Origin of the sequence: Ancylobacter sp. TS-1 (assembly GCF_009223885.1) — a bacterium.
In the GTDB taxonomy this organism is placed as follows: Bacteria; Pseudomonadota; Alphaproteobacteria; order Rhizobiales; family Xanthobacteraceae; genus Ancylobacter.
Map to the genome: position 1 here is coordinate 2,998,071 of NZ_CP045144.1, position 26,239 is coordinate 3,024,309.

General features: G+C 68.4%; 25 protein-coding genes. 6 read left to right on the forward strand and 19 right to left on the reverse strand.

Annotated elements, in window-relative coordinates; translation table 11 throughout:
- Nucleotides 1-9: 9 nt before the first annotated feature.
- On the reverse strand, nt 10-699 hold the full coding sequence (locus tag GBB76_RS14095; RefSeq protein WP_256366629.1) for a GntR family transcriptional regulator: 690 nt from the start codon (nt 697-699) through the stop codon (nt 10-12).
- Nucleotides 700-1,333: 634 nt separating this feature from the next.
- Here GBB76_RS14095 and GBB76_RS14100 point away from each other — a divergent pair.
- The 5 genes from GBB76_RS14100 to GBB76_RS14120 all read left to right on the forward strand — a co-directional run bounded on the left by GBB76_RS14100 (nt 1,334) and on the right by GBB76_RS14120 (nt 6,590).
- Nucleotides 1,334-2,392 carry an ABC transporter substrate-binding protein gene (locus tag GBB76_RS14100; RefSeq protein WP_152303885.1) on the forward strand — a complete coding sequence of 353 codons (1,059 nt, stop codon included), beginning with the start codon at nt 1,334-1,336 and terminating at the stop codon, nt 2,390-2,392.
- Between the two features lie 108 nt (nt 2,393-2,500).
- Entirely contained in the window at nt 2,501-3,406 is a 906-nt protein-coding gene (locus GBB76_RS14105) for an ABC transporter permease (RefSeq protein WP_152303886.1), read from the forward strand.
- A complete protein-coding gene (locus tag GBB76_RS14110; RefSeq protein WP_152303887.1) occupies nt 3,403-4,191 on the forward strand; it encodes an ABC transporter ATP-binding protein in 789 nt (262 codons plus the stop codon). The genes GBB76_RS14105 and GBB76_RS14110 overlap by 4 nt, the downstream gene beginning before the upstream one ends.
- 5 nt (nt 4,192-4,196) lie before the next feature.
- Nucleotides 4,197-5,039: a carbon-nitrogen hydrolase family protein gene (locus GBB76_RS14115; protein ID WP_152303888.1), complete on the forward strand. Its 843-nt coding sequence runs from the start codon at nt 4,197-4,199 to the stop codon at nt 5,037-5,039.
- Nucleotides 5,040-5,048: 9 nt separating this feature from the next.
- Nucleotides 5,049-6,590, forward strand: a complete 1,542-nt coding sequence (locus tag GBB76_RS14120; protein ID WP_152303889.1) for an amidohydrolase family protein — start codon at nt 5,049-5,051, stop codon at nt 6,588-6,590.
- A 55-nt stretch (nt 6,591-6,645) separates the two neighbouring features.
- Here the strand turns inward: GBB76_RS14120 and GBB76_RS14125 are convergent, their stop codons facing one another.
- The 11 genes from GBB76_RS14125 to GBB76_RS14175 form a co-directional block, all read right to left on the reverse strand.
- Nucleotides 6,646-7,347: an aspartate/glutamate racemase family protein gene (locus GBB76_RS14125; RefSeq protein ID WP_202911240.1), complete on the reverse strand. Its 702-nt coding sequence runs from the start codon at nt 7,345-7,347 to the stop codon at nt 6,646-6,648.
- 243 nt (nt 7,348-7,590) lie between these two features.
- Nucleotides 7,591-7,833, reverse strand: coding sequence for a hypothetical protein (locus tag GBB76_RS14130; RefSeq protein WP_152303890.1), 243 nt, complete (start codon nt 7,831-7,833; stop codon nt 7,591-7,593).
- Between the two features lie 130 nt (nt 7,834-7,963).
- The gene (locus GBB76_RS14135) at nt 7,964-8,809 is read right to left on the reverse strand and encodes a fumarylacetoacetate hydrolase family protein (RefSeq protein ID WP_152303891.1); all 846 of its coding nucleotides are present in this window, start codon (nt 8,807-8,809) and stop codon (nt 7,964-7,966) included.
- Nucleotides 8,810-8,902: 93 nt separating this feature from the next.
- Entirely contained in the window at nt 8,903-10,216 is a 1,314-nt protein-coding gene (locus GBB76_RS14140) for an aspartate aminotransferase family protein (protein ID WP_152303892.1), read from the reverse strand.
- Nucleotides 10,213-11,244 (reverse strand): phosphotransferase enzyme family protein, encoded by a 1,032-nt coding sequence (locus GBB76_RS14145; RefSeq protein ID WP_152303893.1) that lies wholly within the window; start codon nt 11,242-11,244, stop codon nt 10,213-10,215. Before GBB76_RS14145 ends, GBB76_RS14140 begins: the two co-directional genes overlap by 4 nt.
- Nucleotides 11,241-12,152 carry a proline iminopeptidase-family hydrolase gene (locus GBB76_RS14150; protein ID WP_152303894.1) on the reverse strand — a complete coding sequence of 304 codons (912 nt, stop codon included), beginning with the start codon at nt 12,150-12,152 and terminating at the stop codon, nt 11,241-11,243. Before GBB76_RS14150 ends, GBB76_RS14145 begins: the two co-directional genes overlap by 4 nt.
- Nucleotides 12,153-12,157: 5 nt before the next feature.
- A complete protein-coding gene (locus tag GBB76_RS14155; RefSeq protein WP_152303895.1) occupies nt 12,158-12,967 on the reverse strand; it encodes a DeoR/GlpR family DNA-binding transcription regulator in 810 nt (269 codons plus the stop codon).
- Entirely contained in the window at nt 12,964-13,758 is a 795-nt protein-coding gene (locus tag GBB76_RS14160; RefSeq protein WP_152303896.1) for an ABC transporter permease, read from the reverse strand. Before GBB76_RS14160 ends, GBB76_RS14155 begins: the two co-directional genes overlap by 4 nt.
- Before the next feature lies 1 nt (nt 13,759).
- Nucleotides 13,760-14,665: an ABC transporter permease gene (locus tag GBB76_RS14165; protein WP_152303897.1), complete on the reverse strand. Its 906-nt coding sequence runs from the start codon at nt 14,663-14,665 to the stop codon at nt 13,760-13,762.
- Nucleotides 14,666-14,669: 4 nt separating this feature from the next.
- Entirely contained in the window at nt 14,670-15,791 is a 1,122-nt protein-coding gene (locus tag GBB76_RS14170) for an ABC transporter ATP-binding protein (RefSeq protein ID WP_152303898.1), read from the reverse strand.
- A 200-nt stretch (nt 15,792-15,991) separates the two neighbouring features.
- Nucleotides 15,992-17,146 carry a PotD/PotF family extracellular solute-binding protein gene (locus tag GBB76_RS14175; protein WP_152303899.1) on the reverse strand — a complete coding sequence of 385 codons (1,155 nt, stop codon included), beginning with the start codon at nt 17,144-17,146 and terminating at the stop codon, nt 15,992-15,994.
- 259 nt (nt 17,147-17,405) lie between these two features.
- Between GBB76_RS14175 and fabG the strand changes: the two genes are divergently transcribed.
- Nucleotides 17,406-18,185, forward strand: coding sequence for a 3-oxoacyl-ACP reductase FabG (gene fabG, locus GBB76_RS14180; RefSeq protein WP_152303900.1), 780 nt, complete (start codon nt 17,406-17,408; stop codon nt 18,183-18,185).
- Nucleotides 18,186-18,219: 34 nt separating this feature from the next.
- On the opposite strand, the gene GBB76_RS14185 is transcribed toward fabG, so the two are convergent.
- The 7 genes from GBB76_RS14185 to GBB76_RS14215 form a co-directional block, all read right to left on the reverse strand.
- Nucleotides 18,220-19,488 (reverse strand): porin, encoded by a 1,269-nt coding sequence (locus tag GBB76_RS14185; RefSeq protein ID WP_246668933.1) that lies wholly within the window; start codon nt 19,486-19,488, stop codon nt 18,220-18,222.
- A gap of 77 nt (nt 19,489-19,565) precedes the next feature.
- Nucleotides 19,566-21,287 carry a nitrilase-related carbon-nitrogen hydrolase gene (locus tag GBB76_RS14190; protein WP_152303902.1) on the reverse strand — a complete coding sequence of 574 codons (1,722 nt, stop codon included), beginning with the start codon at nt 21,285-21,287 and terminating at the stop codon, nt 19,566-19,568.
- 224 nt (nt 21,288-21,511) lie between these two features.
- Nucleotides 21,512-22,504, reverse strand: a complete 993-nt coding sequence (locus GBB76_RS14195; protein WP_152303903.1) for an acetamidase/formamidase family protein — start codon at nt 22,502-22,504, stop codon at nt 21,512-21,514.
- 24 nt (nt 22,505-22,528) lie between these two features.
- Entirely contained in the window at nt 22,529-23,242 is a 714-nt protein-coding gene (locus GBB76_RS14200) for an ABC transporter ATP-binding protein (RefSeq protein ID WP_152303904.1), read from the reverse strand.
- Nucleotides 23,235-23,990: an ABC transporter ATP-binding protein gene (locus GBB76_RS14205; RefSeq protein ID WP_152303905.1), complete on the reverse strand. Its 756-nt coding sequence runs from the start codon at nt 23,988-23,990 to the stop codon at nt 23,235-23,237. Before GBB76_RS14205 ends, GBB76_RS14200 begins: the two co-directional genes overlap by 8 nt.
- The gene (locus GBB76_RS14210; RefSeq protein WP_152303906.1) at nt 23,990-25,054 is read right to left on the reverse strand and encodes a branched-chain amino acid ABC transporter permease; all 1,065 of its coding nucleotides are present in this window, start codon (nt 25,052-25,054) and stop codon (nt 23,990-23,992) included. Before GBB76_RS14210 ends, GBB76_RS14205 begins: the two co-directional genes overlap by 1 nt.
- Before the next feature lie 21 nt (nt 25,055-25,075).
- The gene (locus GBB76_RS14215; protein WP_152303907.1) at nt 25,076-25,948 is read right to left on the reverse strand and encodes a branched-chain amino acid ABC transporter permease; all 873 of its coding nucleotides are present in this window, start codon (nt 25,946-25,948) and stop codon (nt 25,076-25,078) included.
- Nucleotides 25,949-26,239: the final 291 nt, after the last annotated feature.

Here is a 26,239-nt window from a genome sequence, read left to right on the forward strand (position 1 = left end):
CGGCCCCCTTCAGGCAGCGGCGCCGGCGCGCTCGCCCGCGGTGAGCAGCGCCAGCACTCCGGTGCCCGTGTGCATGACATGGGCGGCAAGCCGCCGCCCGGCGGTATCGGCTTCGCGCGCCTCGAGCGCGGCGAGGATGTCCCGGTGTTCCTGGATCGATTCGACCCAGCGGGCATGGGCGCCCAGGGCGAAGAAGCGCGCGCGCTCGGCGCGGGCGAACAGCCAGCGGTGCATCTCCACCAGCGTCGCATTGTGCGCGCCGGCGAGGATGGCGCTGTGAATGGCCTGATTGACCGCGAAATAGGCAGCGAGGTCGCCGGCCTCGTAATGGCGCTCCATCGTCGCCTGCATCTCGCGCAGGGCGGCCAGCTCGGCCGAGGTGAGCCTCAGCGCGGCATATTCGGCCGCGATGCGCTCGACATTGCTCAGCGCCTCGAACAGTTCGGTGATGTGGACCGCGTCCATCTGCGCGATGCGGGCGCTGCGGTTCGGCCGCAGCTCCACCAGCCCCTGCGCGGCCAGCATCTTCACCGCCTCGCGCAGCGGCGTGCGGGAAATGCCGAGCGCCTCGCAAAGCTCCGCCTCTACTATCGGAGCGCCCGGCGGAAGCTTGCCAGTGACGATCATGTTGCGAAGCTGCCGGGCCGCGCGCTCGTGCAGGCCCGTGCGCGGCAGCTTTTCGCCGCCGGCGCCTTCCAACGGGCGAGGCTTGCGCGGCCGCCCTCTCTTCCTGGGTATGTCGACTTGTTCCGCCACGTTCCGACCCTATCACGACCGGGGGTGGCAACCAGCCCCCTCGATCGCTGCAATTATGGTCACTTTCTGCCCTGCTTCTAGCCTTTTAGAGTAAATTGTATTCAACATACAGAAAATTGTTGCGTGGCCTTTCGGGCAGGCTTTTACTGCTGTCCGGCGGCTCCCCCAGCGTCCTCCCAACAACGTCCGGGGAGGCTGAAATCGGGTGACGGGCGCGGGAGACCGTCCCGCCGCCGGGCCCTTCGGGGCATGGCGGAGGCTCGTGGCGTGCATGTCGTCCAGCAGGAGGAGCAAGTAACAGTGACGGGATTGGTCTATTTTTAGTCAGATTCCTGTCATCTTGATGCTTATTTGCGCTTTATCGACTGTATTGACCGAGTATAGTGCGGATGTTTTCGCCGCACCGTTGGTGTAGCGCAGGGCGAAAATGCTCTTTCGGGTTGGCGTGCCCATCATCGTGATCCCGTCTGCGGATCCCGCTGTTGCGGCATGTGCCGTTTCGGCGTGATCCTGCGGCTCGACAACGATCGGGCTGCCAGGGCGGGGTCGTATCGGTTCTCAAGATCCGGAGGGGATCATGTGTGATCGTGACGGCACCTTTTTTCGCAACTTCTCACGTCGCGGCTTCCTGAAGTCGTCCGTGGCCGGCGCCGCGGCGACCATCGCGCTGCCCGCCTCGCTCGCCAGCCTGCTGGCACCGAATGCGGCCCGCGCGGCCGGAACCACCATCAAGGCGACGCACGGCTCCGGCTTCTGCAACATGGGCATCTTCCTCGCCAAGGAGCGGGAACTGACCAAGGCGGACGGCGTCGAACTCGAATTCGTGGTGACGCCCTCCAACACCGAGATCACCACGATGTTCGGTGCGGGCCTCGTCGACATGTCGATGATCCCCTACTCGAACTTCATGACCCTCTATGATGCCGGCGCGCCGGTGAAGATCGTCGCCGGCGGCGGCGTCGAGGGCTGCATCATCGTTGCCAAGGAAGGCATCAACTCGGCCGCCGACCTGAAGGGCAAGACCTTCGGCACCTTCCAGGCCGACACGCTGGAAGTTCTGCCCTACGATTACCTCAAGAAGGCCGGCCTCTCCTTCAAGGATGTCGAGATCAAGTATCTCGACACCTCGCCGGAACTCGCCCAGGCCTTCATGGTCGGCGCCATCGACGCCATCTGCCACATCGAGCCCTATGCGTCGCAGTGCGTGATCGGCCGCAAGGGCGCCAAGGTGCTCTCCAACGGCACCGACGTCTACGGCAAGGGCTATTCGGACTGCGTGCTGGCCGTGCGCACGCCGCTGCTCGAGAGCAACCCGGAGGCGGTGAAGGCGGTCATCAAGGCGCTGTTCGTCGCCCAGTCGCAGGCCGAGGCCGACAAGACCGCCGCCCTGAAGGACACCGTCGGCAAGTACTACAAGACCAGCATGGAAGCGGCGGTGGATGCCTCCGCCAAGCAGCCCATCGTCGTCGACCAGCGCAACCAGACCCAGTTCATTATCGACCGCGGCCAGTCGATGATGGAACTCGGCTACGTCAAGAAGCTGCCCGACCAGAACGCCTTCGACTGGAGCCTGATGGAGGCGGTCATCGCCGCCAACAAGCCGCTCTATGACGGCCTGAAGCTGAAGTCGGCCTGACGCTGAACCGGGCCCGTCCCGGGCCCGTCGCATCGGCCCCCGCCCGGCGCCTCGCGTGCCGGACGGGGGCACGGCCCGCCCATGCGGCAGCAAATTTGGAAGGACGCCATGACGATGAGCGCAGACGCCGGTCGTCCCGCCCGCGGCGGAGCACCGCTCGAACCGCCCGGAATATCCCTGTCGCCGGCCTGGCGCCGCCGTCTGGCGGGCATCGGCTGGGGCCTCGTCTCGGTCGGCCTGTTCGCCGGGCTGTGGGAGGCGCTGTGGTTCTTCGGCATGCTGAACCCGCTGCTGCTGCCGCCGCCGCATATGTTTCTCGACGATATTCCCGGCACGCTGCGCTACTTCGACCGCTCGAACCGCATCGGCTCGGTGGCGAGCGGGGGCGGGGTCGGCGCGCTCCTGTTCACCATGGCCTCGACGACCCTGCGCGTGGTGGTCGGCCTGTCGCTCGGCTTCGCCTGCGGCGTCGCCGTCGGCGCCGCCATCCATTATGTGCGCCTGCTGCGCAACCTGCTGCTGCCGACCATCCTGCTGCTGGCGCCGATCTCGCCGGTGGCGTGGCTGCCGGTCGCCATCTTCGTCTTCGGCATCGGCGACGTGCCGGCGGTCTTCCTCGTCTTCATCACCGTGTTCTTCGCCATCGTGCTGTCGACCGGCGCGCAGATCGAGAGCGTGCCGAAGAACTACATCCATGTCGCCCGCATCATGGGCGCCAGCCAGCGCCAGACCTTCTGGAAGGTGATCCTTCCGGCCATCCTGCCGAGCCTGTTCATGACGCTGCGGCTCAACCTCTTCGCCGCCTGGATGGTGGTGCTGATCGCCGAGACGGTCGGAGTCGGCACCGGCCTCGGGCAGATCACCTCCATGGCGCGCTCGACCTTCAACGCCAAGCTCGTCTTCTTCACCATGGCGATTATCGGCCTGCTCGGCTTCCTCTCGGATTTCGCGCTGCGCCAGGTCCAGCGCAAGATGCTCTGGTGGGTCGCCCCGAACCAGGGAGCCGCCCGATGAGCCGCCCCGCCGTTTCGATCCAGTCCGTCTCCAAGCGCTGGACCCCCGAGGGCCGCGCGCCGGTGCAGGCGCTCAAGGACCTCAGCTTCGACGTCGAGCCGGGCGAGTTCATCGTGCTGCTCGGCCCGTCCGGCTGCGGCAAGTCCACCCTGCTCTACATGATCGCCGGGCTGGAGGACGTCTCCGGCGGCACCATCGCCTGCGACGGCGAGCCGGTCACCGAGCCGTCCGCCGAGCGCGGCCTGATCTTCCAGGAGGCCTCGCTGTTCCCCTGGCTCACCATCGCCGACAACGTGGCCTTCGGCCTTGCCGTGCAGCATGTGCAGCCGGTCCGCCGGCGCGAGATCGCGCTGGAGACGCTCCGGCGCGTCGGCCTCGGCGACATGCTGGACAAGAAGCCGGACGAGCTTTCCGGCGGCATGCGCCAGCGCGCCGCCTGCGCCCGGGCGCTCGCCATGCGGCCCAAGGTGCTGATGATGGACGAGCCCTTCGCCGCGCTCGACGTGCAGACCCGCGCCCGCATGCAGGACTTCCTGCTGCAGATCTGGCGCGACAGCGGCGCCTCGATCCTGCTCGTCACCCACTCCATCGACGAGGCGATCTCGCTCGCCGACCGCGTGGTGGTGTTCACCGCCCGTCCGGGGCAGGTGAAGACCATCGTGCCGATCGACCTCCCGCGTCCGCGCGAGAGCCGCGACCCGCGCTACCACGCCTATCGCGACATGTTCACCGAACTGCTCGCCGACGAGGTGGACCGGGCCTTCGCCGAGCAGGAGACGGTGTAGCCGCCATGTCCGCTCCCTTCGTCGTCGCCGCTGTGCCGATCGGCCCGGCGGGCCGCGATCCCGCGCCGCGCTGGCGCGAGGCCGAGGCCGGAATCGTCGCCGCGGCGGCTGCCGGCGCGGGCCTCGTCATCCTGCCGGAGTTGTTTGCGCTGCCTTATATAGCCGGCGAAGCACCGGAGGGCTGGACGCATCTGATCGAGGACGAGGACGGGCCGACGACGCTGCGCATGAGCGCGGCGGCGCATGCGTCCGGCGTAGCGGTGCTGTTCGGCCTCGCCTTGCGCGCGGGCCACGGCCGCCCGCTCAATGCCGCGCGTCTCGCCCGCCCGGACGGACATGTCGAGACGGTGGCGGCCAAGATCCACCTGCCGCCGGCCGGCGACGGCGAGCCCTATGGCGAGGCCGACCATTTTGCCCCCGGCGCGCCGCGCGTCACGGCGGTCGCAGTCGGCCCGGTGCGGGTCGCGACGCTGATCTGCTACGACCGCCGCTTTCCCGAATGCTGGCGGGCGGCGGCGGCAGCCGGCGCCGACGTCGTCGCCGTCATGGTCGGTGGCCCGGCCCCGGCCGACCCGGAGGGGCTGTTCGCCGCCGAATTGCAGGCGGGGGCGCGCGCCAACGCGGTCTATGCGGTGGCGGCCTCGCGCTACGGCACCGAGACCGTCACCGGCCGGCCGGTGCGCCATGACGGCGAGACGCTCGCCTTCGGGCCGGATGGCGGGCCGCTCGCCCGCGCGCCGCGCGGCGGCCACCGCCCGGTTCTCGTTCCGATCGATCCCGGACGTCTCGTCCACGCCCGGGAGACCAATGCCACGGCACGGCGCCTGCGCCTGCCTCTTGCGAGTTGAGGAAGCATCATGGCTGAACTGATCGTCCAGGCCCGCTGGGTCGTCACCGGGATCAAGGACCGCTTCACCCCGAACGTCATCGACGAGGGCGCTGTGCTCTCGCGCGACGGGGTCATCGTCGCCGCCGGCACGCTGGAGGAGATGCAGAAGCTCGCTCCCATGGCCGAGTTGCGCAAGTATCCCGACCACGCCATGCTGCCGGGCTTCGTCAACAGCCACCACCATGTCGGCATGACCCCGCTCCAGCTCGGCTCGCCCGACCATGCGCTGGAGCTGTGGTTCGCCAGCCGCATGCCGGCGCGCCGGCTCGACCTGACGCTGGACACGCTCTATTCGGCCTTCGAGATGATCGCCTCCGGCATCACCACCGTGCAGCACATCCATGGCTGGATGCCGGGTGGTTATGACGCCATCCATGGCGCCGCCAGCAGGGTGATGGGCGCCTATCGCGCGCTCGGCATGCGCGCTTCCTATTGCTACGCGGTGCGCGAGCAGAACCGCCTCGTCTATGAGGCGGACGAGGATTTCTGCGCCCGCCTGCCGACCGAGCTTGGCGAGAAGCTGGCGCGGCACCTGAAGGCGCAGGCCATGCCCTTCGACGACTTCCTCAAGCTGTTCGACCAGCTAACCGCCGAGAATGCGGGCCAGACCCTCACCCGCGTCCAGCTTGCCCCGGCCAATCTGCACTGGTGCACCGACGAGGGGCTTCAGGCGCTCGACGCCAAGTCGAAGGCGGCCGGCGTGCCCATGCACATGCACCTGCTGGAGACCATCTACCAGAAGGAATATGCCCGCCGCCGCACCGGCAAGACGGCGCTGCGCCACCTCTACGACCTCGGCGTGCTCGGCCCGCACATGACGCTCGGCCATGGCGTGTGGCTGAATGGCGAGGACATCGACATCGTCGCCGACACCGGCACCTGCATCTGCCACAACTGCTCGTCCAATTTCCGCCTGCGCTCGGGCCTCGCCCCGCTCAACCGCTGGGAAGCCAAGGGCATCAATGTCGGCATGGGTCTCGACGAGGCCGGCATCAATGACGACCGCGACATGCTCTCGGAACTGCGCCTCGCGCTGCGCGTCCACCGCGAGCCGGGCATGGACGAGGAAGACGTGCCGACCTGCCCGCAGGTGGTGAAGATGGCGACCGAGGCCGGCGCCATGACCACCGCCTTCGGCGCCTCCATCGGCCGGCTGGACCCGGGCCGCTTCTTCGACGCGGTGCTGATCAACTGGAACAAGGCGACCTATCCCTTCCAGGACCCGGACATTCCGATGCTCGACGCGCTGGTGCAGCGCGCCAAGACCGGGGCGGTGGACGCGGTCTTCATCAATGGCGAGGTGGTCTACCAGGACGGTCGCTTCACCAAGGTCGACCGCGAGGCGGTGCTGGCCGAGATCGCCGACACGCTCGGCAAGCCGCGCAGCGCCGAGGAAGTCGACCGCCGGGAACTCGGCCACGCCGTGTTCCCCTATGTGAAGAAGTTCTACGAGGGCTATCTGCCCGAGGCCGAGCCGACCCCCTTCTACGCGGGGTCCGCGCGGGTCTGACCCCCGACCCTCGCCTCGATGACGGAGAGGGCGCCCGCCTCGGGCGCCCTTTTCGTCATCCGGGCGCGAAGGGGCCACCCCAATGGCGCAGGGCGGAGGTGTCGCAGCCGGCGAGCCGGAGGCACTTCCACAGCGTCACCGCGATGGAATCCAGCACCGGCACGCCGAGCTCGGCCTCCAGCGCCGGTGCAAGCGCGGCGCCTTTGAGGTTGGTGCAGACGATGGCGACGGCATCGCAGCCCTCGGCGATCACCTCGCGCGCCAGCCCGGCCACCGTCGCCTCGTCGACCGTGGCGAAGGAGAAATTGTCCCGCAGACCGAGATGGCGCTCCGCCGCGCAGTCGAAACCGGCGGCCTGCCAGTTGGCGCGGATGCGCTGCTGGACGTCCGCGAGATAGGGGGTGACGAGGCCGATTCGGCACAGGCCCCGCTGCGCGAACAGCTCGCGGAAGGCCAGCACGGCCGTGCAGGCGGGAATGCCGGTGCGCGCGGTGATCGCCGCGCACAGGGCCTCGTCGCGCTCGAAGCCGAGCCAGGCGGCCGAGGTGCCGTTCCAGCCGATCACATCGACCTTCGCGTCGGCGAGCAGTTCGGCGGCCGGCAGGATGGAGCCGAAGTCGAACTGGCCGAGCGCGCCGTCCGACAGGGCGATCTCGGTCACGCGAAAGCGCGAGAAATGCGCGCTGACACCGGGAATATCCGCCACCATCCGCGCCGTCAGCGGTTCCAGCGCGGTGTTGGACGAGGGCGTCAGCATGCCGAGCCGCAGGGCGGCGGGGGAAAGCGGGGCGGACACGCGAACCTCGCAGCGCAGGGCGACGCCGACGCGGCGTCACGGATGCTGTAAGATTAGCCGACTATGATTGACTGCACAATGATCGTGGGGCCTGCCAGCGTGGAACGGCGGGAGATGTCCGCCGCCCGATGCATCCGCCGAATGGAAGACTGCCCGCGCGGCGCCATCTCATACGCGTCTGCCCGGTGAGCCGGTGTCGCGTGCCTAGTGCAGCGTCGGGAGCGGGCGTCCCGGGCAGGGGTCGACCTTGACCATGTTGACGATGGTGAAGCCGGACACGAGGCGCTCGACGGCGTCCTCGATGTCGATCTGGATCCGGCGCGAACAGACGTGCCCGGTCAGTGTGATGATCCGCTTTTCGGCCGAGATGCCGACATCGACATGGCCGTCCTCGCCGCCCTGGTCCACGGCTTCAAGGATACGCCGGTAGAGTTCATCTTCCCGCATGACGGCCTCCCTGGCTTGCGGCGCGGCCCTCGCGCCTGTCGGGCGGGGCAGGTCGCGAACTAAGCAGGCGGGCAGGCGCGCCGCATTGACGCTGCGCAAAGGGCGGGCGGACACGCGACGCCGCGTCGCCTCAGGGCGCCGCGACGGTGGTCTGGCGCTGTTCGCCCAGCCCGGTGATGGCGAGATGCACGCTCTGGCCGGGGCGGAGATAGGCGGGTGACTTCATGCCGAGCCCGACGCCCGGCGGGGTGCCGGTGGAGATGACGTCGCCCGGCTGAAGGCTCATGAACCGGCTGATATAGGAGACGATGGTCGGCACGTCGAAGATCATCGTGCGGGTGGAGCCGGTCTGCCGGCGCACGCCGTCGACCTCCAGCCACATGTCGAGCGCGTGCGGGTCGGTGATCTCGTCGGTCGTCACCAGCCACGGGCCGATGGGGCCGAACGTGTCGCAGCCCTTGCCCTTGTCCCAGGTGCCGCCGCGCTCGAGCTGGAAGGCGCGCTCGGAGACGTCGTTGACGATGCAATAGCCGGCGACATGGGCGTAGGCATCTTCCGGCGCGATGTATTTGGCCGGCTTGCCGATGACGATGCCGAGTTCGATCTCCCAGTCGGTCTTGGTCGAGCCGCGCGGAATCTCGATGGCGTCGTTGGCGCCGACGATGCAACTCGTCGGCTTCAGGAACAGCACCGGCTCCTCGGGGATCGGCATGCCGGCCTCGGCCGCGTGGTCGGTGTAGTTGAGGCCGACGCAGACGAACTTGCCGACATTGCCGACGCAGGCGCCGAGGCGCGGGCTTCCCTCGACCGCCGGCAGGGTGGCCGGATCGGTAGCGCGCAGCCGGGCGAGGGTCTCGGGCAGCAGCGCCGTGCCGCCAATGTCGGGAACCAGCCCCGAGAGATCGCGCAGCATGCCGGCCCCGTCGATCAGTCCCGGGCGCTCGCGGCCGGCTTCTCCGTAGCGAACGAGCTTCATCGGCATGTCCTCCCTGCTGCGGCGTCGGCGCGGCGATCCTGCGAAGAGCCCTAGCCGCAAAGGCGCGGCGCGTCGAGATGGCCGCGCCCGGCCTCAGCCCAGCAGCTCCTCCATGGCGTCGACCAGTTCGTCGGCATGGGCGGCGGTGACGCAGAGCGGCGGGCGGATCTTCAGCACATTGCCGTAGCGGCCGGCAGCGCCGATGAGAATGCCGCGCTGGCGCAACCCGTTGATCAGGGCGCGGGCAATCTCGGGTGCCGGCCCGTCTTGGGTGCCGAACTCGACGCCGAGATAGAGCCCCGCCCCGCGCACAGCGGTGATTGGCGCGCGCGCCTGCAGGCGCTTGAGCCGGGCGGTGAGATGCCGGCCGACGCGGGCGGCGTTGGCGATGAGGTCGTCTTCCTCCAGCGCCTCCAGCACGGCGAGCGCGGCGGCACAGGCGACGGGGCTTCCGGCGAAGGTGTTGAAATAGCCGAAATCGTCGCAGAAGGCGCTGAGCAGATCGGGCCGGGTGACGAGGCCGGCGATCGGGTAACCATTGCCCATCGGCTTGCCCATGGTCACGATGTCTGGCACCAGCCCGTGGCGCGCGAAGCCCCACATGCCCTCGCCGGTGCGGCCGAAGCCGGGCTGCACCTCGTCGGCGATGAACAGGCCGCCGGCGGCGCGGGCGACGTCGACCGCCGCCTTGAGGAAGCCGGGCGGGTCGGCATAGACGCCGTCCGAGGAGAAGATGGTGTCGACCAGCAGCCCGGCGAAGCGGATGCCGTCCGCTTCCATCGCGGCGATGGCGTCCTTCACCGCATCGGCGAAGCCTTGCGCGACGTCGTTGCCGAACAGCGCCGGGTCGGGCGCCGGCACCATGCGCACGCGCGGCGGCGGCGCGCCGTTCCGGTAGGAGGAGGGCGACACCTCGGTCACGGTCGAGGTGTTGCCGTGATAGGCGGTCTGGGTGACGATGATGCCCTCGCCGCCGCTCGCCTTGCGCGCGAGCCGCAAAGCGAGGTCGTTGCTTTCGCTCCCCGTGCAGGTGAGCACGAGGTTGGAAAGCGGCGCCGGGAAGGTGGCGAGCAGCTTCTCCGCATAGTCATGCGCCACGTCGAACAGATAGCGCGAGTGGATGTTGAGCTCGCCGACCTGCCGGCGCACCGCCTCCACCACCTTCGGGTGGCAGTGCCCGACGGTGGGCACGTTGTTGTAGAAGTCGAGATAGGCCCGCCCGTCCGAGGCGTGGAGATAGGCGCCCTCCGCCCGCAGCATGCGCAGGGGCTCGTCATAGAACAGCACCGAGCCGGCGCCGAAGCTCGCGCGCCGGCGCTCGATGAGCGCGGCGACGTCCGGCGCGGTGGTCCCGGCTCCGCCCGAGAAGGCGTTCAGCGAGAGGATCTGCAGTTCCCGGCTTTTCATGAGGCCGCCCTCCCCGCTGCGAAGTCGTCGGCGTCGTAACGGGCGAGGAAAGTGCGGGCGAGGGCGACCGTGCCATGGGTGTAGCCCTCGCCGAGCGCCTGCGCCGTCGGGGTTTCCGCATGCGAGGCGATCCAGGCGGTGAGCAGCATGCGGCGGAGCATGACGAAGATCGGCAGCATCGCGCAGTCGTCGTCGGAGAGCGGGGCGACGCTGCGATAGCCCTCGACCCAGGCGGCCTGAAGCTGCGGGATATAGGGCTCGTGCTCGCTGAAGCTGACGGCGGCGGCGAAGTCGTAGAGGTACCAGCTGAAGCCGCAATCGTCGAAGTCGATCACCGACAGCGTGTCGCCGTCCACCAGCAGGTTGGCGAGGCGCATATCGGCATGGACGAGGCCGAAGCGGTCCTCGCCGGTGCCGTACTCGTCGAGAATGCCGCGCAGCACCTCGCTGGTGCGCTCCAGCACGGCGAGCCCTTCGGCATCGAGGCCGGGGCCGGCGCACCAGTCGCCCCAGAGCCGCACCTCGCCGAGCATCGCCTCATAGTCCCAGCGCTTGCGCACGAAGCCTTCCGGACGCTGCCAGCCACGCGCATGGGCGTGGAGGCGCGCATTGACGGCGCCGAGCTCGCGGTACCAGCGGGCGAGGTCGTCGGCCTCGTCCGGCTCCTTGCCGGCGATCAGCCCGAAGGCGACGGCGTGGCGCACGGTGCCGCCATCGTCGAGATCGGCGATCAGGCTGCCGTCGGCCTGCGCCACCGGCGTGAGGGTGGCGACGAGATTCTCGGCCCCGAGCGCGGTGAGCCAGGCCAGCTCGGATTCGATCTCGGCGCGGGTGTGGTAGCCGGGCCGGTGCACGCGGAACACGACGTCGCGCCCGCTCAGCGGATCGCGGGCGCGGAAGGTGGCGTTCTCCGAGATGGTGAGCAGCCGCAGCTCGCAGGCATCCGACAGGCCCCAGCGCGGCAGCGCGGCCCGCAGCCCCGCTTCCAGCCGGCTCAGGAAGGCGTCGTCATACATGGTCCCGGTCATGGCGCGTCCTCGATCGGCGGCGCGGCGCGGTGCCGGCCGAGGAAGGAGAGCAGCACCGCGTCATAGGCGTCCGGCTCCTCGTAGAAGGGCATGTGGCTGGAATTGGGAAACACCACCAGCTCGGCCTGCGGCAGGTTCTGCTTCATGCGCAGCGCGCAGGCGGGCGTGATCTCGTCGTGCCGCCCGACCGTGATCAGCACCGGCGCCGCGATGCGGTGCAGGTCGGTCACGCGGTTCCAGTCCTTCAGATTGCCGATGTAGAGAAACTCGTTCGGCCCCTGCATCGCCATGTAGGGGGCCATGTTCCAGTCATCGAGCGAGGCCAGCAGCGGGGCCGGCCAGTCCTGCAGCCGGCAGACATGGCGGTAGTTGAGCAGGGTGATCGCCGCCTGATATTCGGGATGGGAGTAGGAGCCCTCCGCCTCATGGGCGAGCAGCATCTCGACCGTTTCCGGGCCAAGCGAGGCGCGCAGCCGGTGCATCTCGGTCATCAGATGCGGCAGGTCGGCGGCGGTGTCCTCGAGGATCAGCGTCTTCAGCGCCTGCGGATAGGTCAGCGCGTAGTCGATGGCGAGCCAGCCGCCCCAGCTATGGCCGAGCAGATGCACCGGCCCGAGCCCGAGAGCACGGCGCACCGCCTCGGTCTCCTCGACATAGCGGGCGATCGACCACAGCGCCGGATCGTCCGGCCGGTCGGAGGCACCGCAGCCGAGCTGGTCGAAGGCGACGACACGGTAGCCGTGGCCGGCGAGGAAGGAATGGGCGTCGCGCAGATAGTCGCAGGGCAGGCCCGGCCCGCCATTGAGCAGGAAGACGGTCTCCTCTCCCGCGCCATAGGAATAGGCGACGACCCGGTGGCCGTCGACCTCGACCTCGATGCGCGCGTCTGCCGGCTTGATCTGCCACATGGAACCTACCTGCTCGCTACCGTCACCTCGACCCGGGCGCGCTCCAGCGCCCGCGCGAGGGTGCCGCCCGGCGCCGCGTCGACGACGAGCCGCTGGATGTCGGGGATGCGCGCCCAGATGGCGAGCGACTGGACGCCGAACTTCTTGTGGTCGGACACCACGATGGTTTCGGCGGCACGGTTCATCATCGCCTTGTAGACCCAGGCGGCGGGGGCCTCGGCGTCGGCGAGCCCGTCCGTGGTGATGCCGGAAATGCCGAGAATGGTGCGGTTGACGTTGTAGTTCTGCAGGAAGTCGACGGTCTCGACCCCCACCATCATGCCCTCGCGGGCGTTGTAGCTGCCCGGGCACATGATGACGTCGATGGTCGGGTTGGCGGAGACGACGGTCGCCACCGAGAAGGAATGGGTGATCACCGTGAGGTCGTGGCACTCGGCGGCCATGCGCCGGGCGACATGGGTGGTGGTGGCGCCGGCGCCGATGGCGATCACCTCCTGCGGCTTGATGAAGGCCACCGTGGCGGCGGCGATGGCCTCGCGCTCGGCCACCATCAGCCGGTGGCGCTCCGTCACCGAGGGCTCGGAGGCGAAGGGGCGCACCGCGCCGCCATAGGTGCGGCTGAGCAGGCCCTTCTCCTGAAGGTCGAACAGGTCGCGCCGGATCGTTTCGGTGGAGACGTCCAGCTCGGCGGCGAGATCGCCCACGCGCAGCGTCGCCGAGGCGCGCATCTCGGCGAGGATGCGGTCTTGCCGCGCCGCCTTGTCGAGGCGGGGGCGGCGCCGCTCGCCGGCGGGCAGTGTGTCGTCCGCGCTCATGCCGCGGCCCGCCGGCGGACCAGCATGCCGACGAGCCCGCCGGTGAGCAGCAGCGCCGCGGCGCCGAGCGTCGCCATGGTGCCGAGCGCCGGCACCATCGGCGTGTAGCCGGCGACCATCTTGGCGTAGAGCCATTCGGGAATCGTCGAGTCGGCGCCCGTCGTGTAGAGCGAGAGCGGGAAGTTGCTCCAGGAGAGCAGGAAGGCGAACAGCATGCCCGACCAGATTCCCGGCCACAGTAGCGGCAGCGTCACCTCCCGGAACACCTGAAGGCGCGAGCAGCCGAGGTCGAAGGCGGCTTCCTCCAGCGAGGGATCGAAGCCGTAGACCTGAATGGCGATGACCAGCGTCACGACAGGCACGATCCACACCATGTGGGCGAACACCGCCGTCATCCAGCTGGTCTGGATGCCGACCGCGTTGAAGCCGAGCAGCATGGCGAGGCCGAGCACCGGCTGGGGAAAGAAGATCGGCAGCAGGATGAGCTTCTGGTACAGCCGCCGGCCCTTCCAGTCGTAGCGGGCGAAGGCCAGCGCGCCGAAGGTGGCGATGACGACCGAGAAGAGCGTGACCAGCAGGGCGACGCTGATCGAGGTCTTCACGATCATGCCGATCTCGATCGAGTCGACCGTCTTCGCCCACCACTCGGTCGAGTAGACCTTGATGGGAAAGCCGAAATAGCGGCTCTTGTTGAAGCTCGCCAGCGCGCCGCACAGGATCGGCAGATAGATCGCCACGACGACGAACAGCGTCCAGATCCAGATCAGGGCGCTCATGCGCTTGCCGGTCATGTCAGCGCCTCCCCAGCATGCGGTCGAGGTCGAGCTTCGACAGGGCGAACAAGGTGAGCCCGGCGATGAAGAAGGTGACGACCACCGCCATCGCCGAGCCGAGCGGCCAGTTCTGCGAATAGGTGAAGGCGATCTCGATGTCGTGCGAGATGACGATGATCGACTGGCCGCCGAGGATCTTCGCCTCCGCCGTGGCGCCGATGGCGAGCACGAAGGTGAGCAGCATGCCGATGAGGATACCCGGCATGGCGAGCGGCAGCTCGATCTCGCGCCAGATGAACAGCCGCCCGGCACCGAGGTCGCGCGCCGCGTCCACGAGGTCGCGCGGCACAAGGGCGAGGCCCAGCGTCATCGGAAACAGCATGAAGGGCAGGTAGGTGTAGACCATGCCGAACAGCGTGATGCCGGGGGTGAACAGCACTTCCGGCCCGCCCGGCAGGCCGAGCCATTTCAGCGTGCCGTCGAGCACGCCGTTCTTGATGTAGAACAGCACCCAGCCATAGAGCCGCACATTCTCCGACACGAAGAGCGGAAAGACGAACAGCACGCTGATGAACGCCGACCAGCGCCCGAACACCATGTTCAGCCCATAGGCGATGGGGTAGGCGAGCACGGCGAGGATGGCGACGGTGGTGAGCGCCAGCCCGCAGGACCAGACGAACGACACCCACACCGTGTTGGCCGGGTCGAACAGCGTGGCGAAGTTCTCCAGCGTGAAGCTGCGGAACACGTCGAAGCTGCGCGGGGTGGCGAAGGCGTAGCCGAAGATCGCGACCAGCGGGGCGAGGAAGCCGATACCGAGCAGCACGGCGACGGGCATCGCGCAGCGCGCCCCGGCCGACAGGCGGCGGGCGTGGCGGATCTGGGCGGGCGATTCCGCGACGGGGGCGAGGGCGATGTCGGACAATCGCTCAGCTCCCCAGCGTGAAGGCGTCGGCGGCGTCCCAGCCGAGCGTGACGCGGCGGTCGGGGCCGGGCGGCAGGGCGCGGGCGCGCGACAATTCGACGAGGAACACCTTTTCGCCGGCGCCGCCGGTATCGACGCGGACCTGGTACTGGATGCGCGAGCCGAGCGAGTACTCGTTGTAGACGACGCCTTCCAGCCGGTTGTCGGCGCTCTCGCCGGGGGCGAGGAAGCGCATGAATTCGGGGCGCACGACGATGAAGGTCTCGTCCAGCGCGGCGCCGTCGCGCGGCGGGCGCAGGACGAAGCGGCCGGGAACGTCGACGCCCGACCACGCGCCATCGACCTCGCGCGTCACCTTGACGGTGTTCACGTCGCCGACGAATTCCGACACGAAGCGGTCGACCGGGGCGCCGTAGATCTCCTCCGGCGTGCCGATCTGCACCAGCCGGCCGGCGCGCATGACGCCGATGCGGTCGCTCATCACCATCGCCTCCTCCAGCGAGTGGGTGATGTAGATGAAGGTCTTTCCGGTTTCGCGGTGAAGGTCCTTCAGCTCCTTCTCCAGCGCCTTCTTGAGCTTGTAGTCGAGCGCCGAGAGCGGCTCGTCGAAGAACAGCACCTCGGGGTCGTAGGCGAAGGCGCGGGCGAGCGCGACGCGCTGGCGCTCGCCGCCCGAGCACTTCATGACGTTCTTGTCGAAATAGTCCTCCGGCAGCCGCACCACCCGCATCAGCTCCAGCGCGCGGGCCTTGCGGGCGGCGGCGCCCACGCCCTTCACCTTGAGCGCGAAGGCGATGTTCTCGCCGACGCTCTTGTGCGGGAACAAAGCGAGCGACTGGAAGACCAGGCAGGTCGGGCGCCGGTTCGGCGGGATGTCGTTGATCAGCTCGCCATGCAGGGTGATGTTGCCCTCGCTCGGCGTGTCCATGCCGGCGAGCATGCGCAGCAGCGTGGTCTTTCCCGAGCCGGAGGGGCCGACAATGGTGAGGAACTCGCCTTCGCGCACGTCGAGGTCGATGCCCTGCACGGCGGTGAAGCCGCCGAAGGTCTTGCGCACGCCCACAAGCTGGAGGATCGGCTTCGGGAGGTCGGCGCTCTGCGGGGCGGCCGGCGAGGTCTGGAGCATCTGGTCTTCCGTCATGGGCCGGGGGCGGCGGATCGTCGCCGCAGGTGGTCGAGGATGTCGATCGTTCCAATCCGCCCCCCATCCCCGGGCTTGACCCGGGGACCCAGATTTTCCGCCGTCGCACGGCGTAGCCCCTGGGTGGCCGGGTCAAGCCCGGCCATGAGGGCAGGATGCGTTGAAGGACGCAGGCGATCCCCGCCTTACCCCCGCATGCGCTTGGCGGCGTTCATCAGGTCGAGCGCCTTGTCGTAATCGGGCACGATGTCGTACTCGGCCGAGCGGTCCATCTCTTCCTGCAGGCTGTCCCACTGGATGGCGTCGAGCTCGTCCTTGGTGAACAGGTCGAAGCAGGCCTTGTTGCCCATCTGCGCCACCGGGTTGAACGTGCCCTCGGCGAAGGCCACGGTGTGGGCGACGTCGGGCGCCTGCACATATTTCAGGAAGTCGAGCGCCAGCGGCGACAGGTTCGGGTTGTTCACCGTCGAGGTGATCTCGATCCAGGCGATGCCGCCCTTGCCGCCGGGCAGCGGGCCCCGGAGCGGGGTGATGCCGCGCAGGTTCGGGTGGCCGTCGGCGCGGGCGGGGGAGACCGAATAGGTTCCGCCGGTCATGTGCAGGTCGATCTCGCCCGAGATCAGCGCCTGGTTCATCGAGGCGATGTCGCCGATCAGCTTGGCGCCCTTGAAGACGCGCTTGGCGGTCTCCTCGAACTTGGCGAACTCTTCCGGCGTATGCACCTTGAACGGGTCGATGCCGGCGATGATGAAGATGTTGAAGACGTTCCAGTCATCGGATTCGAGAATACCGTATTTGCCGGCCAGCGCGGGGTCGTTGAATAGGTCCCAGCCGGTGTCTTCCGCGGTCTTGCGGGAGATCTTGTCGGTATTGACCACGAAGCTGTATGGCCCGAAGCGCTGGGCCATGCCGATCAGCTCGGAGCCATCTTCGCTCATCGCCCATTTATAGGGCCATTTGAACTCCGGCATCATCTTGGCGAAGAACGGCTCGAACTCGGCCTTCGGCAGCGGCTTGATAAGCTTCTCGGGCAGCATGACCTTGCGCGCCCAGGGGTTGTTCACGTTGATCAGATCCCATGTGTTGATCTCGCCGGCGCGCAGCCGGTTGATCATGGTGGGATCGTTGGTGAGGCTCTCGGCCTTCACCGTGGCGCCGGTCTTGGAGCGGAACGGGTCGAGCACCTGCGCGGAGTTGTAACCCTCCCAGCACAGGATGTTCAGCTCCTTCTCGCGCGCCGCGAACGCCTTGTTGACGTTCATCAGCGGGCCGGCGGCGGCCAGCGCCCCGAGCCCCGTGCCCACGCCCTTGAGCAACGACCTTCTGGAAATGCCTGCCATGTCGAAGTCCCTCTGGATTGTTGGCGCGGACCGGGTTGTCGCCGCGCATGGAGGACCACCTCCGAAGGTCTCCGGATGTGGAACTTATGTTGGATTGTGTGTGATCCTAAACAGTCTGATTTGGGCTTTACAACATCAATTTAGCAGCGCAACGTGATGAAAAGGAAGGCAGCCCAATCCGGCGGCACATCGGTGTCCGCCGGCGGCTGTGTGTCCGGTAAATCATTGATAAAACAAACTTTCCAGGAACGATCTCACCATGTTCACGTCGCTCGAAGGCAAGACCGTCATCGTCACCGGGGCCAGCAAGGGGATTGGGCGCGGCATTGCGCTGCGCTTCGGTCATGCCGGTCTGAACGTGCTGGTGGTCAGCCGCAAGCTGGACGAGGCGCAGGCCGTGGCGGCCGAGATCGGCCCCAACGCCTCGGGTTTCGCCGCCGACGTGACCAGCCTCGAGGACATGCAGGCGATGGCGAGCGTGGCGCTGGAGCGCTACGGCTCGATCGACGTGCTGTGCGCCAATGCCGGCATCTTCCCTGCCGCCAAGCTCGGCGCGATGACGGTTGAGGATTTCGACCACGTCATCGGCACCAACCTGAAGGGCACCTTCCTCTCGGTCTCCGCCGTGCTGCCGGCGATGAAGGCGGCCAAGAAGGGCCGCATCGTCATCACCTCGTCCATTACCGGGCCAATCACCGGCTTTCCCGGCTGGACCCATTACGGCGCCTCAAAGGCCGGGCAGATGGGCTTCATGCGCACCGCCGCTATCGAGCTGGCGCCGTGGAACATCACGGTCAACGCGGTGATGCCGGGCAACATCCTGACCGAAGGCATGGAGGGCATGGGCGAGGCCTATATCGCCTCCACCGCCGCCAGCGTGCCGATGAAGAAGCTCGGCAGCGTGTTCGACATCGCCAATGCCGCGCTGTTCTTCGCCAGCGAGGAAGCCGGCTACATCACCGGGCAGGGCATGGTGATCGATGGCGGGCAGGTGCTGCCGGAATCGCCGATGGCGCTGGACGAGATGGGCGTCGCCTGACGCCTCCCGCCTGTCTCGAAGGCGAGGGTTCCGCTCAGAACGTCCGGGCGACCATCAGCATGAGCTGGTGCGCCTGCTGCGAGGCGACCGGCAGGCTGTCGGCGGTCGGGCGCCAGTCCTGCGCCTGATACAGATTGTAGTCGTATTGCAGCGTGATCGAGAGCGGCGCCACCGGGGTCCAGGTCAGGTTGGCGCCGGCATTGATGTTGGCGACGCCGCTGGCGCCATAGGTCGCGCGGGCCAGCGTGTCGGTGATGTCGAAAGTGCCGTAGCCGCCGAAGATAGCCGAGTTCCAGTTGGCGTTCCAGTTGTGCAGGTACTGCCCGACCACGCTCCAGCCGCGCGTCCGCGCCAGGCTGCCATCGCCCCGCACGAAGGCGTCGGGGGCGGTGAAGTCGCCGCTCGGGTCGATCAGCCCGAGATAGGAGACCGCCCCGTCCGCATAGGCGGCCTGGAGATAGAGCGTGTCGCCGGTGGCGATCTGCGGCAGGTTGAACATCACGCCGGCCTGCAGCGCATAGCCCCATTCATGGCTGGAGGTGCCGACGACGGAGTCGCTGCCCGCGCCGGCGGCGATCTGGTGCAGCGCGCCGGAGAGCTGAAACTGCCCCCAATCGGCGTTCTGGCCGAAGGTGCCGACGACATCGGGCAGCCGGGTCGCCGGCCGGAAGCTGTCGCTCGGCACGGTCGCGTCCGCCGACAGCACCCCCACATCGCGCACCGCCGAATCCTCGATCGACAGCCGGGCGGTGTAGCCATTGGCGAGCGACCAGGTGTAGCCGAGCAGCGGAAGCTGGGTCTGGTCGCCGATGGTGGCGGGGTCGGTGCCCAGCACATTGGCGTTGGCGTAGAAGTCGAAGAAGGATTGCGTCAGGCCGGCGGTGAGCCCGCTGAACTCGATGTGCATGTCCCAGGGCTGGAAGAAGGGCTCCGACGGCGCGCCCGAAAAGGGATCGGCCGTGCGCCAGATCATGCGCAGCTCCATGTAGGAGCGCAGCGTGCCGTATTCGGTCGCCGTGCGTGCATCCATCTCGAAGCCATAGGTCGCGACCCAGTAGAGCCTGTCGTTCCCGGCGGGATAGTCGGTGTAGGAATTGAGATAGGTTTCGGTCCAGAGATAGCCGCCCAGCCGCAGGCAGGTATCCGAGCCGGGTATGTAATAGAAGCCGGCGCCCTCGGCTGTGCAGCGGCGGACTGAGGTGTCGCGCGGGGAAGCGTCGCCGGCGAGCGCCGCCGGTGCCGTGCCGATGAGCGCGACGGCCAGCGCCGCGCTCCCCCATATGATCCGATGCCGGCCCCGCACGTCGCTTCCCCCGCCGCGCATCGCGGCGGCGCCATGATAGAGGCAGCCGCCGCCGGACGGAAAGCGGCCGTTTCGATTCAGCGGACCAGCGGCTGGTAGTGGTGGGGCAGGCGCATGACCACGAGATCCTTGCGCCGCACCACATTGGTCGGGTAGCGCGTGTCGAGGTTGGTGGTGTCGATTTCGGTGGCGACGACGCCCTCGCCGGCGCCGAGTATGACCTCGCGGCGCGGGAACTCGAAGGTATCGGGGCCGAACACGCCGCTTTTGCCGGCATAGCCGGCGGCCTCGTCGAGCACGTTGGCGAAGGCGAGGAAGACGTTGTTCTCGCCGGCGCGGGCGCGCATCAGGTGCCAGTGATGCGGGTCGGCGCCGGTCGGGATCGGGTAGTTCTGCGCCACTTGCGAGCCGGCATGCGGCGCGGTGAAGCTGCCGCGCAGCGCCGCCGGGCAGACGATGAGGTCGCAGCCGCGCAGCGCCTGCACGCGCCCGGCTTCGGGGAAGGCGGCGTCGTGGCCGATCAGCATGCCGATCCGGCCGAATCGGGTGTCGAACACGCCCCAGTCGTCGCCGGGCGTCGCCCAATTGTGGTCGGTGGCGTCGAGATGGGTCTTGCGGTAGCGCCCGATCACGCCCTGCGGGCCGACCAGCACGGCGCTGTTGTAGAGCGTGCCGCCCTCGCTCTCGGCAAGGCCGGCGACGAGGTGCACGCCGTGCCGTGCCGCGATGGCGAGCAGGCCGGCCACCGCCTCCCCGTCGATCAGCACGGCGGCCGGCGCGTCGAGGCCGGTGAGCGCGCGCTCGGGGAAGACGACGAGCTCGGCGCCCTCCTCGCGCGCCGCGCGCGCCGCCAGTTCCTCGATGCGGGCGAGGTTGGCGGCGACATCTCCCGCCGGGGCGAACTGGGCGACGGCGACGCGCGAGCGCCGGCCGGGCGGCAGCGGGCGGTGGCCATAGAGGCCGAAGAAGTCGAGCGGGTTCCACGCATGGGTGCCGATCGGCAGCTCCATGTAGAGTTCGGGCCGGCGCTGCGCGAACACCTCCTCGCCGAGCACGCGGCGGGCGCGGGCGCGCTCCAGGTCGATATCGGCGAGGGCGATGCCGTCGCCGGAGTCGATCACCGCCTCGATAGCGCCGTCCGGCCCGATGACGCAGCTGCCGCCGGAGAACTGCACCGTGCGCTCCAGACCCCAGCGGTTGGATTCGATGAGGTAGCAGCCATTCTCCATCGCCCTCGTGATCCAGTAGGGCGCGGGCGTGCGCTCGGCCAGCCAGTTCGAGATGTGGCAGATGATGTCGGCGCCCTGGAGACCGGCGAGGCGCGCGGTCTCGACGAAATGGATGTCCATGCACACCAGCAGGGCGATGCGCCCGACCGGGGTGTCGAACACCTTGTGGCCGAGATCGCCCGGCGTCGCCCATTTCGGCTCGGCGATGTAGGGGTGCGTCTTGCGGTGGGTGCCGACGATGCCCTCGGGGCCGATCAGCACGGCGGCGTTGTAATAGAGGTTCGTCTGCGGATCGACCTCGGGCATGCCGATGACGATGTGCACGCCCAGCGCGCGGGCGGCGGCGGCGAAGCGGTCGGTGGTCGGGCCGGGGATCGGCTCGACGAAGGGCGCCACCTCGGCGCGGTCGAACCAGCAATAGCCGGTCGTGCCCATTTCCGGCGTGACGATGAGCCTGGCGCCGGCGCCGGCGGCCTCGTGGACCAGCTCCAGCAGGCGGGCGACGTTGCGCTCCTTCTCGAACATGGTGGGCTCGAACTGGACGGCGGCGACCTTGAGCGGGGTGGTCATCGGCTCTCTCCGGGGCAGCAGGGGGCGTTCGGCGCCCCGCCCTGTCGGGCGGGGGCCGTTGTGGAATGGCTGAAGGCTGTGCAGAGCGGTGGCCCGCCGCACGTGACCTCTCCCCCACGGGGAGAGGTGGCCCGCGAAGCGGGTCGGTGAGGGGCGGCGGCGTTGCCTCGGTCGATGCCCCTCACCCCGACCCTCTCCCCCACGGGGAGAGGGGGCTGCCCGGCTCAGGGCGTGAGGTACGACTTCAGGATGGAGGCGCCCATCGTGTATTTGGGGTCCACCATGTTGCCGAGGCGCACGCGGCCGCACTGGGTCAGCAGCATGTAGGCCTCGATCTCGTCGAAGCCGTAATCGGCCGCCATCCAGCGGATGAGGTCGCGATAGGCCATGCGGGCGGCGTCCTCCATCGGCCGGGTGGAGCCGATGGACATGATGAAGTCCTTGGTCTCCAGCCGCGGCGTGCGGATGGTCCAGCCCTTGATCAGGTCGATCTGGATGGTGGTGACGGTGGGGTGCTCCAGCGCCACGCCGCACAGTTCGCCGTCGCCCTGGGTGGCGTGGCAGTCGCCGAGATAGAGCAGGCCGCCCTTGGTGTTCACCGGCAGGTAGATCACCGAATCCATGCCGACATCCGGCAGGTCCATGTTGCCGCCGTAATAGTCCGGTTGCAGCGAGGTGATCGCCTCGATTTCCGGCGAGGTGCCGATGGTGCCGATGAAGGGCACGTAGGGCAGGGTGATCTTGTCGCTCCATTTGGTGCCGGTCTCGGCATCGACATGCAGCTTCTTGACCTTGATCGGCAGCGGCGCGTTGAGCATGGCGGTGTCGCCGGTCGGCACGAGGCCGCCGAATTCCGGCATGATCAGCGTGGTGCCGCGGGGCTGCTCGCCGCGCGGGACGATGGACTTGATGTAGACCGCGAGCGTGTCGCCCTTCTCCGCCCCGTTGACGAAGATCGGCCCGTTCTGCGGGTTGAGATAGGGGAAGTTGAGGATTTCGAGCGGGTTGTCGGTCTCGTGCTTGATGGCGCCCTCGAAGGCGTCATGCGTCTCGGCGGCGACGACCGCGCCCGGGTCGACGCGGATCACCGGGTCGACATAGGGGCCGTAGACATAGTGGTACTTGCCCTGCACCGCTTCGGTGATCTCGTGGGTGGTGCCCGCCTTGCCCTTGGCGAGGCCTTTGCGAGCCAGGATGGAGTTCTCGAGCCAGGACATGATTTTCTCCTTGGATACTGGCTGTCAGACGGCGAGATGGCGACGCATGGCCTCGCCATCGGCGAGCGCCTCGCGCTCGAGTTCGGCGACGATGCGGCCCTTGTCCATGACGTAGCAGCGCTGGGCCATCGCCCGGATCATGTCGATGTTCTGCTCAACGAGGACGACGGTGACGCCGGTATCCCTGTTGAGCTGCACCATGATGCGGGCGATGTCCTGCACGATGTTGGGCTGGATGCCCTCGGACGGTTCGTCGAGCAGCACCAGCGAGGGGTTGGCGACCAGCACCCGGCCGATGGCGAGCTGCTGCTGCTGGCCGCCCGACATGGTGCCGGCGCGCTGGCCCCAGCGCTCCTTGAGGATCGGGAAATAGCTCAGCACGCGCTCGCGGTCGGCGTCGCTGACGCCGCCCTTGCGCATGCCGCCGACGGCGATGTTTTCGCCGACGGAAAGGCGCGGGAACACGTCGCGGCCCTGCGGCACGTAGCCGATGCCGAGCCGGGCGCGGCGGAAGGCGGTGAGCTGCTCGACCGGCTTGTCGCGGTAGACGATGGAACCCTCCATCGTCGGCACGAGGCCGATCAGGCTTTTCATCAGCGTCGACTTGCCGACGCCGTTGCGCCCGATCACGGCGACGATCTCGCCCTCGCGCACTTCGAGGTCGAGCCCCTGCAGCACCGGCTTGCCGCCATAGCCGGCCCGCAGGCCAAGGGTGGAGAGCATGATTTCCTTACGCATGGAGCCCTCCCGGCGCCTCGTGAGCGGTCTCGTGCGCGGTGGTCTGGCCGAGATAGATGGCGGCGACGTCCTCATTGGCGACGATCTCGTCGATCGAGCCCTGCGCGAACACCCGGCCCAGATGCAGCACCGTCACCTTGTCGGCGACCTGCCGCACGAAGGCCATGTCGTGCTCGACGGCGAGCACGGTCATGCCCTCGGCGTTGAGGCGCTTGACCATCTCGCCGGTGGCGTGGGTCTCCTCCGGCGACATGCCAGCGGTCGGCTCGTCGAGCAGCAGGAGGCGCGGCTTGAGGCTGATCGCCATGCCGATCTCCAGCCACTGCTTCTGGCCGTGCGACAGGTTGCCGGCGAGGCGCGTCGCGTCGGCGGACAGGTTGAGGAAGGCGAGCAGCTTGTCGATCTCCTCGCCCAGCGAGGCCGGCGGGTAGTGGTGCTGCATCGCGATCTCAAGGTTCTGGCGCACGCTCAGCGCCTTGAAGATGCCGGGCACCTGAAATTTCACGCTCATGCCGCGGCGGATGCGCTGGAACGGCTTGAGGGCGGTGATGTCCTCGCCGGCGAACAGGATCGCCCCGCTGGAGGGGGAATGCTCGCCGAGGATGAGGCGGAACAGCGTCGACTTGCCGGCGCCGTTTGGCCCGATCAGGCAGTGCACCTCGCCGGCCTCGAGCGCGAGGTCGACATTGTTGGTGACGTGCAGGCCGCCGAAACGCTTGTTGAGGGCGCGGGTTTCGATGAGGGGCATCAGGCGTCTCCCGACTGACGCTTGGAGAAGGGCCGGGCGATCAGCCGGGCGAGCGCGAAGATGAGGCCCGAGGGCGCCAGCAGCACGGTGAGCACCAGCATCACGCCCATCGCCACCAGCGCGTACTGGCTGCCATGGATGGTGAGCGCCTGGAACACGGCGAGCACGGTGACGGTGCCGACCAGCGTGGTGGTGAGGTCGGAGCGTCCGCCGACCGCCACCCAGACGATGGGCAGCGCCGCGGCGGTCATGCCCATGGAGGAGGGCGTGATGTACTGGCCCCAGCTCGTGTAGAGCACGCCCGACAGGCCGGCCAGCGCCGCGCCGATGACGAAGGCGCCGAGCTGGTATTTGCGGATGTCGTAGCCGAGCATCTCGGCGCGCTCGGGGTTCTCGCGGATGGCGACGAGGATGTTGCCGAAGGGCGAGTTCACCAGAATGCGCAGGCCGAGATAGACGACGACCAGCAGGCCGAGCACGAAATAATAAAGCTCGACATCGGGGAACAGCACGAGGTCGCCGCCGGGCCAGGGCAGGGTGATCGGAGGCATGTTGCTCATGCCGTTGAAGCCGTTCAGCCGCGCCGCGCCGATCTTCCATTCGGGACCGGCGGTCTGCGCCATGAAGCGCTCCAGCACTAGCGTCACCGACAGGGTGACGATGCCGAGGAACACGCCGGAGATGCGGCCGAAGAACAGGAAGTAGCCGAGCAGTGCCGCGAACAGCGCGCCGACCGCCACCGCCAGCAGCAGCGCCACCAGGGTGAAGCCGTAGGCGGCGCCGAAATTGATGGTGAGGATGCCGTAGCTGTAGCCGGCAATGCCGAAGAAGGCGGTCTGGCCGAAGCTGAGCGAGCCGCCATAGCCCCAGATCAGGCACAGGCCGAGCGCCATGAAGATCCAGGTGAAGAAGTACACCGTGTTGCCGACCGTGTAGCCGTCCGAGAACTGCGGATAGGCGCAGGCGGCGGCCAGCACGAGGACGAAGCCGACCCAGAAGGCCGGGCCGCGGCCCAGCGTCTGCGGGCCTTCGAGGCGGCGGAAGAAACGGGAGAGCGCGTTCATGAAAGTGTTTCCTGTCCCGTTTCAGGCGCGCTCGCGCAGAAGGAAGCCGGAGATGCCGCGCGGCAGCACCCGGATGACGACGATGACGGCGAGCAGCAGGCCGATCTGGCCGAAGAGCTGGCCGTACCAGGAGGTCATGGTCGCCTTGACCACGGCGAGCACCGCCGCCGCCGGCGCCGTGCCGAGGAAGACGTCGGCGCCGCCGACCACCACGGTCACGAAGGCTTCCATGATGAAGGTGGTACCCATGGTCGGCACCAGCGTCATGGTGGGGGCGTAGAGCCCGCCGGCGAGGCCGGCCAGCCCCGCGCCGAGGGCGAAGGTCAGGCTGTAGACGAGGCGGGTGTCGACGCCGAGCGCGGCGGCCATGTGCGGCACCTGGATGGTGGCGCGGGCCATGACGCCGAAGCGGGTCCAGTTGAACAGCGCGTAGAGCGCGGCCAGCACCGCCACTGCCATGGTGAACAGCACGAGGCGGTAGATCGAATAGGAATAGTCGCCGACCGTGAAGCTGCCGAAGGGCGTGCCCACGCCCGCCATGGTGGAGCCGAGCAGGATCAGCGTGCCCTGTGTGCCGATCAGGCTGAGGCCCCATGTGGCGACGATGGTGTCGAGCGGTCTCTCGTAGAGATGGCGGATCACCAGCACCTCCACCACCGCGCCGACAAGCCCGGAGACCAGCGCGCCGATGGCGATGGCGAAGGGCAGCGGCACCCCGGCATGGGCGGCCGAGACGGTGACATAGGCGCCGCACATGATGAACTCGCCATGGGCGAGGTTGATCACCCCCATCATGCCGAAGATGACGGCGAGGCCGCAGGCGGACAGGACCAGGAAGGCGAAGGCGTCGCCGAACTGGTAGAGCGCGGAGAAGAGGAAGGTTCCGACATCCATGTGCGGCGGGGCCTCGTGAGTTCTCGACGTCGAAGGGGCGCGCCGCCGGTCGGTCCGTCGGCGGCGGGCGGGAAAGGCGATCGCCCCGGCTCAGGCTAGGGGGGGCACAGCCGGGGCGATGCTTGCGGATGCCGCCGAAGGGAACGGGGCGGCATCCGTGAGGGGATGGGCACTCTATTGCCTCTCCCCGATGGGGAGAGGTGGCCCGCGCAGCGGGTCGGTGAGGGGCCAGGACGGGGTGCTGAGCGTGCTACCCCCTCACCCCAACCCTCTCCCCGTGGGGGAGAGGGA

Coding starts and splice junctions, on each gene's coding strand:
- GBB76_RS14135 (WP_152303891.1), bottom strand. CDS start 8,809: ATGAAGCTCGTTCGCTACGGAGAAGCCGGCCGCGAGCGCCCGGGACTG.
- GBB76_RS14210 (WP_152303906.1), bottom strand. CDS start 25,054: ATGAACGCGCTCTCCCGTTTCTTCCGCCGCCTCGAAGGCCCGCAGACG.
- GBB76_RS14115 (WP_152303888.1), top strand. CDS start 4,197: ATGTCCGCTCCCTTCGTCGTCGCCGCTGTGCCGATCGGCCCGGCGGGC.
- GBB76_RS14160 (WP_152303896.1), bottom strand. CDS start 13,758: ATGACCGGCAAGCGCATGAGCGCCCTGATCTGGATCTGGACGCTGTTC.
- GBB76_RS14110 (WP_152303887.1), top strand. CDS start 3,403: ATGAGCCGCCCCGCCGTTTCGATCCAGTCCGTCTCCAAGCGCTGGACC.
- GBB76_RS14120 (WP_152303889.1), top strand. CDS start 5,049: ATGGCTGAACTGATCGTCCAGGCCCGCTGGGTCGTCACCGGGATCAAG.
- GBB76_RS14150 (WP_152303894.1), bottom strand. CDS start 12,152: ATGTGGCAGATCAAGCCGGCAGACGCGCGCATCGAGGTCGAGGTCGAC.
- GBB76_RS14205 (WP_152303905.1), bottom strand. CDS start 23,990: ATGCCCCTCATCGAAACCCGCGCCCTCAACAAGCGTTTCGGCGGCCTG.
- GBB76_RS14175 (WP_152303899.1), bottom strand. CDS start 17,146: ATGGCAGGCATTTCCAGAAGGTCGTTGCTCAAGGGCGTGGGCACGGGG.
- GBB76_RS14190 (WP_152303902.1), bottom strand. CDS start 21,287: ATGACCACCCCGCTCAAGGTCGCCGCCGTCCAGTTCGAGCCCACCATG.
- GBB76_RS14215 (WP_152303907.1), bottom strand. CDS start 25,948: ATGGATGTCGGAACCTTCCTCTTCTCCGCGCTCTACCAGTTCGGCGAC.
- GBB76_RS14105 (WP_152303886.1), top strand. CDS start 2,501: ATGACGATGAGCGCAGACGCCGGTCGTCCCGCCCGCGGCGGAGCACCG.
- GBB76_RS14170 (WP_152303898.1), bottom strand. CDS start 15,791: ATGCTCCAGACCTCGCCGGCCGCCCCGCAGAGCGCCGACCTCCCGAAG.
- GBB76_RS14145 (WP_152303893.1), bottom strand. CDS start 11,244: ATGACCGGGACCATGTATGACGACGCCTTCCTGAGCCGGCTGGAAGCG.
- GBB76_RS14195 (WP_152303903.1), bottom strand. CDS start 22,504: ATGTCCTGGCTCGAGAACTCCATCCTGGCTCGCAAAGGCCTCGCCAAG.
- GBB76_RS14100 (WP_152303885.1), top strand. CDS start 1,334: ATGTGTGATCGTGACGGCACCTTTTTTCGCAACTTCTCACGTCGCGGC.
- GBB76_RS14155 (WP_152303895.1), bottom strand. CDS start 12,967: ATGAGCGCGGACGACACACTGCCCGCCGGCGAGCGGCGCCGCCCCCGC.
- GBB76_RS14140 (WP_152303892.1), bottom strand. CDS start 10,216: ATGAAAAGCCGGGAACTGCAGATCCTCTCGCTGAACGCCTTCTCGGGC.
- GBB76_RS14200 (WP_152303904.1), bottom strand. CDS start 23,242: ATGCGTAAGGAAATCATGCTCTCCACCCTTGGCCTGCGGGCCGGCTAT.
- GBB76_RS14130 (WP_152303890.1), bottom strand. CDS start 7,833: ATGCGGGAAGATGAACTCTACCGGCGTATCCTTGAAGCCGTGGACCAG.
- fabG (WP_152303900.1), top strand. CDS start 17,406: ATGTTCACGTCGCTCGAAGGCAAGACCGTCATCGTCACCGGGGCCAGC.
- GBB76_RS14125 (WP_202911240.1), bottom strand. CDS start 7,347: ATGCTGACGCCCTCGTCCAACACCGCGCTGGAACCGCTGACGGCGCGG.